A 15,035-nucleotide genomic window follows, 5' to 3' on the forward strand; every position below is an offset into this window, starting at 1 on the left:
GATCCGCGGGCGGCCTCAGTCGAGAAACTCGGCCGCCCGCTTGCGCAGCACCACGCCGAAATCGTCGAGCCAGCCGATCGAGAGGCGCCAGCTCTGCCAATACAGATCGATGTCGAGATGCTTGCCGGGCGCCATGTCGACCAGTTCGCCGCTGGCCAGATGCGGCGCGATCATCCGTTCCGGGCACATGCCCCAGCCGAGCCCGGTCACGCAGGCGCGCAAGAAGCCGGCAACGTGCGGAATCCAGTGCAGCGGCGGATCGAGTTCCGCCCGTGTGATGCGGCGCATGAAGCGCTTTTGCAACTGATCCTTCGGATTGAAATCGACGCACGGTGCGCGCCGCAAGGTCTCGCGTGTGATGCCGCCGGCAAAATGGCGCGCCAGAAAGTCGGGCGAACAGACCGCCAGATAGCGCATCCGGCCGAGGCGCGTCGAGCGGCAGCCCTGCACCGGCTCGGCTTGCGTCGTGACCGCGCCCTGCACGCTGCCGTCGCGAATCCGCTCGGCCGTGTGGTCCTGATCGTCGATCACCAGATCGAGCAGCATTTCCCGCTCGGCACAGAAACCCGCCACCGCATCGATAAACCAGGTGCCCACACTGTCGTCGTTGACGGCCACGCGCAGCGCCGGCCACGGCTCGACCAGCGCGCCGGGCAGCGCCGGCAGCCGGCCGGTCAGCTCCGCCTCCAGTAACTGCACGCGTTCGGTATGGCGGCACAGCAGCGCGCCCGAGGTGGTCGCGACGCACGGCTGACCACGCTTGACGAGCACGCTGCCCACCCGCTCCTCCAGCAGCTTGACCCGTTGCGATACCGCGGACGGCGTCACATTCAGCTCGCTGGCCGCGCGGTCGAACGAACCGTGACGCACCACGGCGGCCAGCGCATCGAGCAGTGCATAGTCGAGCATTAGCGTTCCTTAATCTGCATTAAGTAAATTAGCTTCTCTTAGGCGAAGCAAAACCGCAGACTAGCCCTGTTCGTTTCTCCCGTCTACTGGATCGATTATGAATTGGCTGTCTTTTTCCCACGGTGCGGCGCTGTGCGCGTCGCTGATCGTGACGATCGGCGCGCAGAATGCGTTCGTGCTGCGGCAAGGGATCATGCGCTCGCACGTCGGCAAGATTGTCGCGTTGTGCGTGCTCTCGGACTTCATCCTGATCGGCGCGGGCGTCGGCGGCGCGTCGGTGCTGGTCGAGCGCTATCCGGTGTTCGTGCACGCCATGCTGTACGTGGGGCTCGCCTATCTGGCGTGGTTCGGCATCAATGCGCTGCGGCGCGCGCTGCGGCCGGGGCATGCCGTTCTGGACGCGAACGCGAATGGCACGGTTACGCCTCCCGTGCAACGCGCGATGCCGATCATCCTGATGACGCTGGCCTTCACGTGGCTCAATCCGCACGTGTATCTCGACACGTTCCTGCTGATCGGCACGGCCGGTGCGCGTGAACCGGAAGGCGCACGCGTGGCGTTCGCGCTCGGCGCGATGGCCGTGAGCGGGATCTGGTTTCTCGCCCTGGGTTACGGTGCGCGAGCGTTGGCGCCGCTGTTTCGCCGCGCAACCGCGTGGCGCGTGCTGGACGGTGCGATCGGCAGCATGGTGTTGCTGCTCGCGGTGACGCAGCTTCGTTGAGCCGTTCGGATGGGTTGCTGCTTCGTTGCACGTCGCCCGCGCCTGGCGCCGCCTGGCCGTAATCCGTCGCCGCCTGCGGTTGCATGAACTTGCATGAAGTTGCCTTCGCTGCTTCGGGTTGCCGCGAGCCGCCGTCAGGCGATGTTGTCCGCTTCGTAGAGCCGCCGGCCCGCTGCATCCTTCGCGCCGAGGGTCGGCGTGAAATCGATCGGCCACTCGATGCCGATGTCCGGATCTCTCCACAAAATGCAGCGCTCGAGTTCGGGGAACCAGTATTCGGTGGTCTTCCACAGGCATTCGGCGCTGTCGGACAACACCACGAAGCCGTGCGCGAAGCCCGGCGGCACCCATATCTGCCGATGGTTGGCCGCGCTCAGATACACGCCGCACCATTTGCCGAAGCTCGACGAACGAAGCCGTACGTCCACGACGACGTCGAATACCTCGCCCACCACCACCCGCACGAGCCGCCCTTGCGGGCGCTGCACCTGATAATGCAAACCGCGCAGGACGCCACGCACCGCACGCAGATGACGGTCCTGCACGAAGCTGAATCCGTGCGCCACGTCGTCGGTAAACTCGTCCGCGCTAAAGCTCTCGAAGCAGAAGCCAAATTCGTCGCTGAACACCTCGGGCTCGATGACCTTCACATCCGGCAATGCCGTCGCGGTTACCTTGTTGCCCATTGCCACTGTGCCCGTAAGAAGCCAGCCCGGCGAAAGCACGGCCGGCAATTCAGCCATGTCAAACGGTTTGAACGGTTTGAACGGTTTTTTTACCCTGCGTCGTCGGCCCGGCGCCGGCGCATGTCTACGCCTCGCTCGCTACCCGGCTGCGCGCACGATATTCGGTGGGCGACAACGCCATGCGCTTGCGAAAGATCTTCGCCAGACGATCGCCGTTGCCGGTGCCGCTGCGCCGCGCGATCTTGTCGACCGGCAATTCGGTTTCGGTCAGGAAGTTGCAGGCAATGCGCAGCCGCACCTGCAGCAGATAGTCGGATGGCGTCACCTGCATTTCATGCTTGAAGCGGCGCAGGAAATTGCGCTCGCTCATGGCCGCCACCTGCGCGGCATCGGCAACCGACACCGGACGGTCGCAGTTCGCTTCCATCCATCGCGCGGCGGCGCGGATTTTTTCGGCCACGCTGAGCGTGCCGCCTTCAGCCGGCAGCGGCACCCATGTGGCGGCCATGCCCGGCATCACACGATCGGCGACGCTGCGCGCGAGTTCCGCGCCGAGATCGCGCTTGATGAACATCAGGGCGCTGCGCGCGCAGTCGTGGCGGTCGTCGGCGGCGTTGAGCGCGGCCTCGGCCGCAACGTGGCCCAAATGACGGCTCGCCTCCTGGCCGTCATGCTCGAACGGGCCGGCGGCTTCGAGCACGAGACGGCCCTCGCCGATCGTTTCGATCGTGCGGGTGCGCGTTTGCACCGATCGCAGCCAGCTCAACAGCCGCTCGTCGCGCGCGGCCACATGCGCGCCGTAGCCTCCCGCGATGAACAGCACGTCGAAACCGGCGCCGTAGCGCGCATCGATACGGTCGGTCCAGATGCGCACCGACGAAGAACTGGTGACGCTGCCGCCGTCCATCGATAGAAACTGCACTTCATACGGCGGGTATTCTCCGGCCCTTGAACCGGCGAGTTCGTTGGCGGTCTGGAACATCTCAACCACCGTGCCGGGTCCGAGCAGCCAGAAACCGTCGAACAGCAATACGCCGATGCGCCGCGCGGCAGAACGCACGTTCAGGTTCGGCGTGTGCAACCAGGTGATCCTCGCAGTATCGATGCTCATGTGCGGCATGATCTTTCCCCAAAGCGGTAATGCATTGCGGACCCCGTTGAACCGTCAGGCCGGCCGATATGCGTGCGTTTATTATGGCTGCTTAAATCCTCCGGCAACGTTGTTTGGCGGATTATGCGAGATGTTAGCGGAATGCACCGCTATAGTAAATTTGAAAAACAGTCAGTCAGTGCGAATCCGAAGGTATGAAGAAAACCATTTGCTGCGCGCGTTTCATATGAGAATAAGGAGATAAGCTCGCGAAACCGCAGACTACGACGGATTCGCGGCAAAGCGCGCCTCGCTTCAATCTCGCAGACACGCATGTACATTACCTTTCAAGCCGAGTCAGACAACCGCCCAGCTTATTCCCACACTGTGAATTCGTCGATTCGACTCGCGATTCCGGCGGACAAAAGTGTTTCAAACCTGAAATACAAACCTCGCAGATAATACACATTCAATCCGGTTTTCAATTCGCAAACCGGGAATTTATTGACTCGACCAGCGCGGTAATCCGCGCATTATATTGCTTCATGCCGGATTAAGTAATTCGGTGCCAGATTTGAAACGAGCAAAATCGTTTCATTATTGAAACATCAGAGACCTTAATATCTTACATAACTTGACAATCTTGCATCGCAAAATCGAAAACATCAGACGATTGAGCGGTCCGAATATCCCTTCGCGCTCCCGTGCTTAAACAGAGTTTCATCCGCGGATCGCGCCCTTCAAGACTTCGCGCCGGCTGGCGGCGCCATCATTTGCGCATCGTGAGAGCCGGAAGGGCTTCACCGACGACCGGCGGGTCGAACCGTGCGTTCAACCCCGCGGCCGCACGGGTTCATGCTTCCACGCTGTCACCGGCCATTGGTCAGGCGGCCGGCTTCGCTTTCCGCGCGGCGCTCACGCCGCTCGATGCGCCTGCGATTCAGCTCCGCGAGCCGCCGCCTGCCATGCGTGAGCGACACGACCGCATGAAACGCAACAGGCGCGAACACGAGCCCGAACAGCGTGGCAGCGAGCACCCCGCCGAACACGCCGGTACCGATCGAGCGGCGGCTTTCGGCACCCGCGCCGCTCGACACCACCAGCGGCACGACGCCGAGCAAAAACGCCGCCGAGGTCATCACGATTGGCCGGAAGCGCGCGGCGGCGGCCTCGGTCACGGCACGCGTCAACGGCAAGCCGCGCTGGTGCAGATCGCGGGCGAACTGCACGATCAGAATCGCGTTCTTCGCTGCGAGGCCGATCACGGTAATCATGCCGACCTTGAAGTAGACGTCGTTGGGCATGCCGCGCAACAGCACCGCGGCGACCGCGCCGATCACGCCGAGCGGCACCACCATCAAGACCGAAAGCGGAATCGTCCAGCTTTCATAGAGCGCGGCCAGCGCCATGAACACCGCCAGCAGCGACAAACCGATCAGCAGCGGCGTGAGCCGCGCCGCCGCGGTTTCCTCGCGTGCCGCGTCGACCCAGTCATAACCGACGCCCACCGGCAGCGCCGCCGCGAGCCGTTCCATCTCGGCCATCGCCGCACCTGAGCTATAACCCGGCGCCGCGCGGCCGCTGACGTCGAGCGACGGATAACCGTTGTAGCGGCTCAGCATCACCGGGCCGATGCTCCAGTGGCGCGTCGCAATCGCCGACAGCGGCACCATCCCGCCCGTGGCGTTGGGCACCGCGAGCGCCATCAGATCGTCGTCGGTCATGCGGGCGGCCGCGTCGGCGGCGATCATCACGCGGCGCATGCGGCCGCCTGCCGGAAAATCGTCGATGTAGGTCGCGCCGAACGTGCTGCCCAGCACTTCGGCAATGCGCTCGAACGGCACACCGAGCGCGTACGCTTTCGCGCGGTCGATATCGAGTTCGACGCGCGGCGCGTCCGGCAAATCTTCGGAGTGCACCGAGGCCAGCACCGGGCTTGCCTTGGCCTGCGCAAACAGCTGCTCGCGTGCCGCCTTCAGCGCATCCAGACCGACCCCGCCGCGATCTTCGAGCCGGAACACGAAACCGTCCGAATGCCCGAGACCCGGCACCGAAGGCGGCAATTGTGCTTCCACATTGCCGTCGAGGATCTTCCCGAACTGCTCGTTGAGCTTGTCGCGCAACGCCAGCGCACCGGTGTCGCGCTTGTCCCAGTCCTTCAGTTCGACGAATGCCATCGCCACGTTCTGGCCGCTGCCGGTAAAGCTCCAGCCGATCACACTGGTGACGTTCGAAATGGCCGGCTCGGCGTGCAGAATCTTTTCCATGCGCTCGACCGCCGCCAGCGTGCGCGCCTGGGTCGCGCCGGCGGGCAACTGCACCATCACCTGCAACTGGCCTTCGTCCTCGCTCGGCAGAAAGCCGCCGGGCATCTGCCAATACAGCACGCCGCACACGCCGACCAGCACCGCGTAAATCGCCAGCATCGGCGCGACGCGGCGCAGAATGCGCGCCGCGAGCCCCCGATAACCGCTCGCGGCGCGCTCGAAGCCGGACGTGAAACGGCTCGCCGCGCGTGCCGCCAAACCGGGCAAGCCGCGGCGCGCATTGCGCTGACGGACCGAGTGCTTGTGCGCCTTCAGCAAGTTGGCGCACAACGCGGGCGTCAATGAAAGCGCCATGAACGACGACACCAGCATCGACGCGATCATCGCCACCGCGAACTGCCGGTAGATTCCGCCGACGCCGCCGGGAAAAAACGCCATCGGCACGAACACCGCCGTCAACACCGCGGTCACGCCGACGATCGCGCCGCCGATCTGCGTCATGGCTTTGCGCGTAGCCTCGCGCGGCGGCAGGCCCTCCTCTTCCATCACGCGATGCACGCTTTCGACCACCACGATCGCATCGTCGACGAGAATGCCGATCGCCAGCACCAGGCCGAACATCGTGAACACGTTGATCGACAGACCGCACACATACATCGCGAAAAACGCGCCCATCAGCGTGACCGGGATCACCACGGTCGGCACCAGCGTGTAGCGCAGATCGCGCAGGAACAGCCACATCACGAAGAACACCAGCACCACGGCTTCGAGCAGCGTCACGAGCACTTCGTGAATCGCGATCTGCACGAAATGCGCGTTGTCGAAGGGAATGTCGACGGCGACGCCAGGCGGCAAACGTTTCGACAATTCGGCGAGCCGCGCGCGGATCGCGGTGGACGTTTCGAGCGCATTGCCGCGCGGGCCGAGTTGAATGCCGACGGTGGCCGCAGCTTTTCCGTTCAGGCGCGACCAGTACGAATAGTTGTCGCGGCCGAGCTCGACGCGCGCGACATCGCGCAGGCGCACCGCCGAGCCATCGGGATTCGCCTTCAACACGATCTCGCCGAATTCGGCGGGCGAGATCAGTTGGCCCTTCACGCTCACCGAAGCGGTCAATTGCTGACCCGCGACGAACGGCGCGTCGCCCAACGTGCCCGCCGTCACCGTGGCGTTTTGCGCGGCGATCGCGGCGTTCACTTCGGCGGCGCCCAGGCCGTACTCGCGCAGCTTCATCGGGTCGAGCCAGATGCGCAGCGCTTCGTCGGCGTCCCACAACTGGGCCGAGCCCACGCCGGGCGCGCGCTTCAGTTCGCGCATCACGTAGCGGCTCAGATAGTCGCTCAACTGCACGGAGTCTCGCGTGCCGTCGGTGGAGGTGAGCGCGACCAGCATCAGGAAGGTGTTGGCCGCCTTGAACACGCTGATGCCCTGCTGCACGACCTGCTGCGGCAGGCGCGACTCGATCTGCTTCAGGCGGTTCTGCACGTCGACCATCGCGAGATCGGGATTGGTGCCCGGTGCGAAGGTCACGGCGATTTCGAGTTCGCCGAGGTTGTCGCTGGTCGTTTCGTAGTACAGCATGTTGTCGGCGCCATCGAGACTCTCCTCGATGATGCTGCCGACGTTCGCGTCCACGACTTCAGTCGACGCGCCTGGATAGGTGGCGCTGATGACGACGCGCGGCGGCGCGAGGCGCGGATACTGCGCGACCGGCAGTTGCGGGATCGCGAGCGCGCCCGCCACGACGATGGCGAGCGCGACGATCCACGCGAAGACCGGGCGGTCGATGAAAAAAAATGGCACGCAAAAGTCCGTTCAAGTGGCAAGAAAGCGCGGCGCGTCGACCAGACGGGCCATATGCAGCACATCGGCCAGCACGCCGTCGCGCATCGCATAACCACGCGAGCGGCCTTCTTCGACGAAACCGAACTTGCGATACAGCGCTATTGCCGGCGCATTGTCGGTGAACACGGTGAGTTCGATGCGGCGCAAACCGAGCGACGCATCTGCGCATTCAGTCAGCGCCTGCATGAGCGCCGTGCCGACACCGCGCCCATGATACGCGTCGTGCACCGCCAATCCTAACTCTGCGCCGTGTGCACGGCACGGCCGAAATACCGTAAGTCCGGCGTGCCCCACCATGCGGCCGTCCAGCCACGCACACACGCTCACACTGCCTTTGAGGAGTCGCTCGTGCCACGCGGCGATTTTTTCGGCGTTCCGGTAGCCAACTGACAGCGTGCCGCGCCGCACGCCGGGCAGGCTCATGATCTCGGCAAACGATTCCATGTCGGACTGTTCAAGCGCTTTGACCGTGATGCGGCTCCCGACTGCCGGGCCGCTGTGCAAGGTTTGATCGTTCATGGTTCTATTCAGCTGCGAAACTCGGGGCGGGCTGCGTTGCCGCCAACGGCGCCGGCTCATGCAGCCGCGCCATGAAATAGCAGTCGATCAGCACACCGCCGCGCAACACCGCGCCGCGTTGCCGCGCCTCGATCTCGAAGCCGAACTTGCGATACAACGCAAGCGCCGCGTGGTTATCGGCGAACACGTGCAACTCGACACGGCGCAGGCCGAGCCAGTTGTCGGCCAGATCGAGCAGTTCGGTCATCAGCGCATTGCCGATGCCGCGCCGATGCCATGCGTCGTGCACGCAAATGCCGATCGAGCCGGCATGCGCGCGGCGCCCTTTGGCGGGCGTCAATTCCGCTTCACCGACCAGCGTGTCGCCGATCGCCGCCGCGATCGCGATCTCGCCGGGCTCGAGTTTTTCGATGTACTCGCGGGTGCTGGCGAGCGTTCGATACGGCGCGTGCGGATTGCCGTGCACCACCACCGGCAGTTGCTGCATCGCGTGGGATTGCTCGGCGTCGGACACGCGCAACGCGCGCAGCGTCAGTCTCTCGGGCAAGCTCTCAGGTTTAGATTTTGTTTTTATGTGTTGATCCATAGGCTCATAAGGTCAATTCAAAAGATCGCGCCAGAATGCCGGGCAATTGCACGCCGCCGGTTGCGCGCTCGCCCCATGTCGAATCGCTCAGCAGCAACTCGGGTTGCGCGCCGAGCTGTTCGAGTTCGCCGCCGAGAAGCCGGTACAGGCTGTCGTCGAAACGCATCGCTTCGAGCGGCGCGACGATCTGCCCATGTTCGACCCAGAAGGTCGCGAAGCGCGTCATGCCGGTCAGGCGGCAATTCATCCGGTCCGAGAAATTCACGTACCAGAGATTGCCGATGTAGAGGCCGGTATCGAGTTTCGCCAGCACGTCCTGTTCCGCCAGATCGCCGGCTTCCATCGAGAGCGCCGCCGGCGATTCGTTCGCCAGCGCGCCGTTGGGCGTCAAACCGTACTCGCGTGCGCTGCGGGCATTGGTCAAGCGCGCGGCGCTTCGCCCCGCCTGGATCAGCGGCACGCTTTCGCGCAGGTAGCCGTCGTCGTTAAAGCCCGGCGTGATGCCGAGATCGAGGTCTTCGCTCAAGCTCACGCGCGGATCGAGCGCGACTTCGCCGGTGTGCAGTTTGTACAACTCGCTGCGTGAGCTCGCCTGGGCTCGCGCGGAGAAACCGCTCCATGCGCTCACACCGAGCAATTCCGCAAGCGCCGCGGGCGCCAGATACGAGCGGTAACGCCCCGGCGCCAACGCACGCGGCATGCGCGCGAGCACGGCAAGGCGGCCCGCCGCCTGCTCGACTTTGCGCGCGAAGATGGCGTCGCTCCAGTCGTCGCCGGCGTAGGTCGTTTTGATCGCGCGGCCGCTCGGGTCGTACAGCGACCAGCTGAAATTGAAGTTGTCGACCTCGTACCAGCCGCGGCTGCCGCCAGTGGACGCAAAGCCGCGCACGATCGTGCCGCCCGCGTAAAAGCCGACGAAATCCAGCCCTTGCGCGCATTCGGCGACGGTGCGCAACAACGCTTGCGGGTCCGGCAGCTTGCCGGAACGCTGCGTGGCGCGCTGCCATCGCGATGTATCGAACAGCAGATGCGGATCGTCCGCCGCATTGCGCAGGCCGTCGCGCAAGGTGGCGAGCGCCGCGCTCACCTCGTCCAGATCCTGTTGCAGGTCGCCGCATACGGTCAGCGTCGAATAGGCCTGGCGCGCGCCGTCGATCAGCCGCAAGGTCAGCTTGCCTTGCGACACGCTGCCGATCTGCCGCACCTTGCCGGCATTGAAGCGGATGAAGTCGGACTGCTCGCCGGCAAACGAACTCAGCGTGATTTCACTACCCTGCTGCAAGTGCTCGATCGCGTCGGCCAACGCCGTAAAATGCCGCTGCCAGTCGAGCGACGCACCGGTTCGCGAGGACATGAATTGGCTCATCAGGCGCCTCCGAACACGTCGACGTTGCTGAACACGCAAGCCGGCGATGCATGACCGACGCGAATGAGCTGCGCCGGTTCGCCCTTGCCGCACATCGAGGTGCCGTACACCTCGCGCGTGCCCGCATTGCCCACTGCGCTCAGGCTGCGCCAGAAATTCGCCGAGATGCCGCGATAGTTCGGCTGCTTGACGACCTGGGTGAGCTTGCCGTTTTCGATCAACTGCCCGAACTCGCAGCCGAACTGGAATTTGTTGCGATGGTCGTCGATCGACCAGGAGGTGTTGGTTCGCATCAGAATGCCGCGTTCGATGTTGCCGATCATTTCGTCTAGCGAACTATGGCCGGGCTCGACGTTCAGATTCGCCATGCGGTCGATCGGCGGCCGGTTCCAGTTCGACGCTCGCGAATTGGCGACGCCCGGCATATGCGCGCGTTGCTGCGAGAGCGCGCCGCCAAGCGGCCGTTCGAGCACGCCGTCGCGAATCAGATACTGCTTGCGCGCTTCGGTGCCGTCGTCGTCGAACGCGTACGCGGCGGCTTCCTCGCGCAGTTCCGGGTCGAAGGTGACGTTCAGCAGCGCCGAACCGTAGCGGTACGAACCGAACATCTCCTGCTTGACGAAGCTCCAGCCCGCGAAGTTGCGCTCGTCGCCGAGAATTCGGTCGAGTTCGAGCGGATGGCCGATCGACTCGTGAATCTGCAGCATCATCTGATCGGGCATCAGCAGCAGATCGCGCTTGCCCGAAGGGCAATTCGGCGCGGCCAGCAACTGCACTGCTTCATGGGCGACCCGTACGCCCGCGCCTTCGAAGCCGAAGCGCGCCAGCACTTCGATGCCGCCCTGACCGAGCGTGCCGTAGTTGCCACCGAGCGTGCGCACCTGGGTGTCGCCGTTCGCATGAGCGGCCACGCTCAATTGGGGCATGACAAAGCGGAACTGCTGATCGATCCGCACACCGTCGCCAGTGATGTAAAGCTGATCGGTATGCGTGATCTGCACAGCCGCCACACGCTCGACAATACGGGCATCGAGATTCGCGCTCGCGCATTCCACGCCCAACAGGTCGAGCCATTCGGCGCGGCCGGGTAACGCGTGCTGCGCATTCGGCGACACATAGCGGCCGCTCGCAGCCGGACGCACCACCTCGCGATGATCGATCAGCGATAGCGCGGCGCTCGCTTCCGCGCGCGCGGTCGCGATGTCGAGCGCGGCCTGCAAACCGGCGGCGGACAGATTCGCCGTGGCCGCATAGCCCGCTCCCGCGCCAGCCCATGCGATCAGCATCGCACCGCGATCGCGCACCGTGCGCAGCGGCTGGGCAATGTCGTTGCGGACTTCATGGTCGTCGATCTGTTCGTCGACAATGCGCAGCGACCAGAACGCCGCGCGGCTCGTCAGCGACCGGGCGGCTTGCGCCCAACGTTCGTCAATCATTCGAGGTTCCCGTATGAGTCGGTGCTCAGCCCGGCGCCGGCAGAACCAGCGACGACGCCAGCAGCGACTGGGTATAAGGATGCGAAGGCGCGCGCAGCACGTCGAGTGTGTCGCCGGCTTCCACGATGCGTCCCGACTTCATCACGATCACGCGATGCGCCATAGCTCGCATCACCGCCAGATCGTGCGTGATGAACAAGTAGCTAAGCTTGTACTTTTTCTGCAGGTTTGTCAGCAGGTTCAGCACCTGCTTCTGGATCGACACGTCGAGTGCGCTGGTCGGCTCGTCGAGCACCAGCAACTCGGGCTCGACCGCCAGTGCGCGCGCAATCGCAATGCGCTGGCGCTGCCCGCCGGAAAACTCATGCGGATAGCGCAGCATCGCGTCGGCGTGCATGCCGACCTCTTCGAGCAGACCGGCCACGCGCGCGCGCCGCGCCTTCGCATCCACTTCCGGCCGATGCATCGCGAGGCCCTCGCCGACGATCTGCTCCACCGTCATGCGCGGCGACAGCGAACCGAACGGGTCCTGGAACACGACCTGCATGCGCGCATACAGCGCGCGGCGTGAGGTGGCGGTCTTCAGCGTCGACAACGGCATGCCGTCGATGTGGATATGGCCCGCGGCCGGCTGCTGCAAACCGAGCACGGTGGCCGCCAGCGTCGACTTGCCCGAACCCGATTCGCCGACGATGCCGAGCGTCTCGCCGCGCCGCACGCTCAAATCGACCTCCTGCACCGCGCGAAACGTGGAGCGCTGGAACAGCGAACGCCAGCCTTTCGCGGACGTGCGGTAATCGACCGCGAGCCCCTGCACTTCGAGCAGGCGCCGCGCGCCGGCTTCGACCGGCTCGACCGCGCGTTGCGGCTCGCTGTCGAGCAGGCGCTTCGTGTACGGATGCTGCGGATCGGCGAACAAGGCTTCGGTCGTATTGGTTTCGACCAGCACGCCCTTCTCCATCACCGCGACGCGCTGCGCGAAGCGCCTGACCAGATTCAGGTCATGCGTGATCAGCAGCACGGCCATGCCGCGCTCGGCCGCCTCCTGTTCCTGCAACGCAATCAGCAGATCGACGATTTGCTGGCGCACAGTGACGTCGAGCGCGGTAGTGGGTTCGTCGGCGAGCAGCAGGCGCGGACGGCACGCGAGCGCCATCGCGATCATCGCGCGCTGCCGCTGGCCGCCGGACAGTTGATGCGGAAAGCTGTCGATGTGCCGCTCCGGCTCGGGAATGCCGGTCCGTCTGAGCAGTTCGATGCCACGCTCGCGCGCTGCGTTCGGCCGCAGGCCCTCGTGCAGGCTCAAGCTCTCGGCGATCTGCTTGCCGATCGTGAAGAGCGGATTGAGCGCCGTCATCGGTTCCTGAAACACCATCGCGACGTCGGCGCCGCGAATCCCGCGCATCTGCTGTTCGGTTTTTTGCAGCAGATCTTCGCCGTCGAGCAGCATGCGGCCGCTCAACCCGGCATGCTCGACGAGGCGCAGAATCGACAATGCGGTGACGCTCTTGCCCGACCCCGATTCGCCGACCAGCGCGACCCGCTCGCCGCGCGCGATCGAAAGGCTCAGTTCGTGCACCGCGACCTTCTCGCCGAAACGCACGGAGAAGCGGTCGATTTCCAGCAAGGGTGGGTTCAGCTTCGAGTCGCTCATCGCGGACCTCCGCCGAAGGCCGAGCCGCGCGAGCGCGTATCCAGCGCGTTGCGCAGCGCGTCGCCCATGAAGGTCAGCAGCAGCAGCGTCATCACCAGCGCCGCAAACGCCGACATCGAAATCCACCAGGCGTCGAGATTGTTCTTGCCCTCCTGAAGCAGCTCGCCGAGGCTCGGCGTCGGCGGCGGCACGCCCAGGCCGAGAAAGTCGAGACTCGTCAGCGAGAGGATCGCCGCGCTCATGCGAAACGGCAGAAACGTAATCACTGGCGTCAGGCTATTGGGCAGTACATGACGCCACATGATCTGCCAGTTCGACAGCCCCATCGTGCGCGCTGCCTTCACGTAATCGAGCGAACGGTTGCGCAGGAATTCGGCGCGCACGTAGTCGGACAGCACGAGCCAGCCGAACATCGAAAGAAGAATGAACAGCAGCCAAAGAGTCGGCTCGAAAATCGACGCGAAGATGATGAGCAGATACAGATCCGGCATCGAGCTCCATATTTCGATCAGGCGTTGCCCGATCAGATCGGTGCGTCCGCCATAAAAACCCTGCACCGCGCCGGTCAACACGCCGATCAGCACGCCGGACACGGTCAGTGCGAACGCCATCAGCACGGACAAACGGAAACCGTACAGGAGCCGCGAGAGTACATCGCGGCCGTACTGATCGGTGCCGAGCCAGTTGGTCGTCGTCGGCGGTGCCGGATACGGATGCGCGGCGAAGTAATCGATCGTGTCATAGTGAAAATGATTCGGCGGATATATCGCGAAGTTGCCGTTCGATTCGAGCCGCGAACGGATATACGGGTCCAGGTAGTTCGCGCGGGCCGGAAAATCACCGCCGAACAAGGTCTCCGGATAGTCCTTCACGATCGGGAAGTAATAGTGGCCTTCGTATCGGACCACCAACGGGCGATCGTTGGACAGCACCTCGCCGAGCAGGCTGATGACGAACAGCGATATGAAGATCAGGAGGCTCCAGTAACCGAGCCGCTGACGCTTGAAGCGCAGCCACGTGCGCCGCCACGGCGACGGCGACGCCGCGTGCGCGACGCCCGCCGCGTCAGCGGTCCAGGCGGTTGAATTGGATGCGGGGGTCGACGAGGACATAGCAGACGTCAGCAATGAGTTTGGTTACGAGGCCGATCAGCGTGAACAGAAAGAGCGAGCCGAGCACGACCGGATAGTCCCGGCGAATCACCGAGTCGTACGAGAGTTGGCCCATGCCGTCGAGCGAGAACAGCGTTTCGATCAACAGGTTGCCGTTCAGGAAAGCGCCGACAAACGCGGCGGGCAGGCCTGTCAGCAACGGAATCGCCGCATTGCGCAGCACGTGTTTCCACAGCACGTCGCGCTCGGGAGCGCCCTTCGAGCGCGCGGTCAACACATACTGACGGCCGATCTCTTCGAGGAACGTGTTCTTGGTGAGAATCGTGACGATCGCGAAGTTGCCGACCACCGAGGCCGTCACCGGCAGCACGATGTGCCACAGATAATCGAGCACTTTGCCGAAGGTGCTCAGCTCGCCGAAGTTATCCGACGTGAGACCGCGCATCGGAAACACCTGCCAGAAGGTGCCGCCGCCGAACAGCATCAGCAACAGCACGCCGAGCACGAAGCCGGGAATCGCGTAGCCGGCCAGCACCAGCACACTCGTTACCGTATCGAAGCGCGAGCCGTTGCGCACCGCTTTCGTAATGCCCAACGGCACCGATATCAGATACGTGAGCAGCACCGTCCATAGGCCGAGCGTGATCGACACCGGCAGCTTCGAACGGATCACGTCCCACACGCTGTCGTGCCGGAAGTACGACTGACCGAGGTCGAAGGTCGCGTAGCGCCGGAGCATCAGCAGATAGCGTTCGAGCGGCGGCTTGTCGAAGCCGAACTGTTTCTTGATCTGTTCGATCTGCTGCGGATCGACACCCTGGCTGCCGTGATACCCGCCCGATCC

12 protein-coding genes are annotated in these 15,035 nt (G+C 64.2%); 1 reads left to right on the forward strand and 11 read right to left on the reverse strand.

The genetic code is table 11. From position 1 onward, the window contains the following. Positions 1-15 precede the first annotated feature (15 nt). Entirely contained in the window at positions 16-909 is an 894-nt protein-coding gene (locus AC3WLT_RS21045; RefSeq protein WP_492593617.1) for a LysR family transcriptional regulator ArgP, read from the reverse strand. A gap of 97 nt (positions 910-1,006) precedes the next feature. Here AC3WLT_RS21045 and AC3WLT_RS21050 point away from each other — a divergent pair, with 97 nt between their 5' ends. Continuing rightward, positions 1,007-1,630: a LysE/ArgO family amino acid transporter gene (locus AC3WLT_RS21050; RefSeq protein WP_492593618.1), complete on the forward strand. Its 624-nt coding sequence runs from the start codon at positions 1,007-1,009 to the stop codon at positions 1,628-1,630. 134 nt (positions 1,631-1,764) lie between these two features. Here AC3WLT_RS21050 and rfbC read toward each other — a convergent pair whose 3' ends face one another. The 10 genes from rfbC to AC3WLT_RS21100 all read right to left on the reverse strand — a co-directional run. Next, entirely contained in the window at positions 1,765-2,316 is a 552-nt protein-coding gene (gene rfbC / locus AC3WLT_RS21055) for a dTDP-4-dehydrorhamnose 3,5-epimerase (protein WP_492593630.1), read from the reverse strand. Between the two features lie 124 nt (positions 2,317-2,440). After that, the gene (locus tag AC3WLT_RS21060) at positions 2,441-3,436 is read right to left on the reverse strand and encodes a GlxA family transcriptional regulator (RefSeq protein WP_492593619.1); all 996 of its coding nucleotides are present in this window, start codon (positions 3,434-3,436) and stop codon (positions 2,441-2,443) included. An 839-nt stretch (positions 3,437-4,275) separates the two neighbouring features. Beyond that, complete coding sequence (locus AC3WLT_RS21065) at positions 4,276-7,476, reverse strand: multidrug efflux RND transporter permease subunit (RefSeq protein ID WP_492593620.1); 3,201 nt, start codon at positions 7,474-7,476, stop codon at positions 4,276-4,278. 12 nt (positions 7,477-7,488) lie between these two features. Then, positions 7,489-8,037, reverse strand: coding sequence for a GNAT family N-acetyltransferase (locus AC3WLT_RS21070; RefSeq protein WP_492593621.1), 549 nt, complete (start codon positions 8,035-8,037; stop codon positions 7,489-7,491). A gap of 4 nt (positions 8,038-8,041) precedes the next feature. Beyond that, complete coding sequence (locus tag AC3WLT_RS21075) at positions 8,042-8,623, reverse strand: GNAT family N-acetyltransferase (RefSeq protein WP_492593622.1); 582 nt, start codon at positions 8,621-8,623, stop codon at positions 8,042-8,044. A 4-nt stretch (positions 8,624-8,627) separates the two neighbouring features. After that, the gene (locus tag AC3WLT_RS21080) at positions 8,628-9,989 is read right to left on the reverse strand and encodes a TldD/PmbA family protein (RefSeq protein ID WP_492593623.1); all 1,362 of its coding nucleotides are present in this window, start codon (positions 9,987-9,989) and stop codon (positions 8,628-8,630) included. Beyond that, positions 9,989-11,425, reverse strand: coding sequence for a TldD/PmbA family protein (locus AC3WLT_RS21085; protein WP_492593624.1), 1,437 nt, complete (start codon positions 11,423-11,425; stop codon positions 9,989-9,991). Before AC3WLT_RS21085 ends, AC3WLT_RS21080 begins: the two co-directional genes overlap by 1 nt. A 25-nt stretch (positions 11,426-11,450) precedes the next feature. Beyond that, positions 11,451-13,079 carry an ABC transporter ATP-binding protein gene (locus tag AC3WLT_RS21090; protein ID WP_492593625.1) on the reverse strand — a complete coding sequence of 543 codons (1,629 nt, stop codon included), beginning with the start codon at positions 13,077-13,079 and terminating at the stop codon, positions 11,451-11,453. Next, entirely contained in the window at positions 13,076-14,191 is a 1,116-nt protein-coding gene (locus AC3WLT_RS21095; protein ID WP_492593626.1) for an ABC transporter permease, read from the reverse strand. The genes AC3WLT_RS21090 and AC3WLT_RS21095 overlap by 4 nt, the downstream gene beginning before the upstream one ends. Continuing rightward, a partial coding sequence (locus AC3WLT_RS21100) for an ABC transporter permease subunit (protein WP_492593627.1) occupies positions 14,145-15,035 on the reverse strand: 891 nt, incomplete at its 5' end. The genes AC3WLT_RS21100 and AC3WLT_RS21095, both read right to left, overlap by 47 nt.

Source organism: Paraburkholderia sp. FW306-2-2C-D06C (assembly GCF_058781505.1).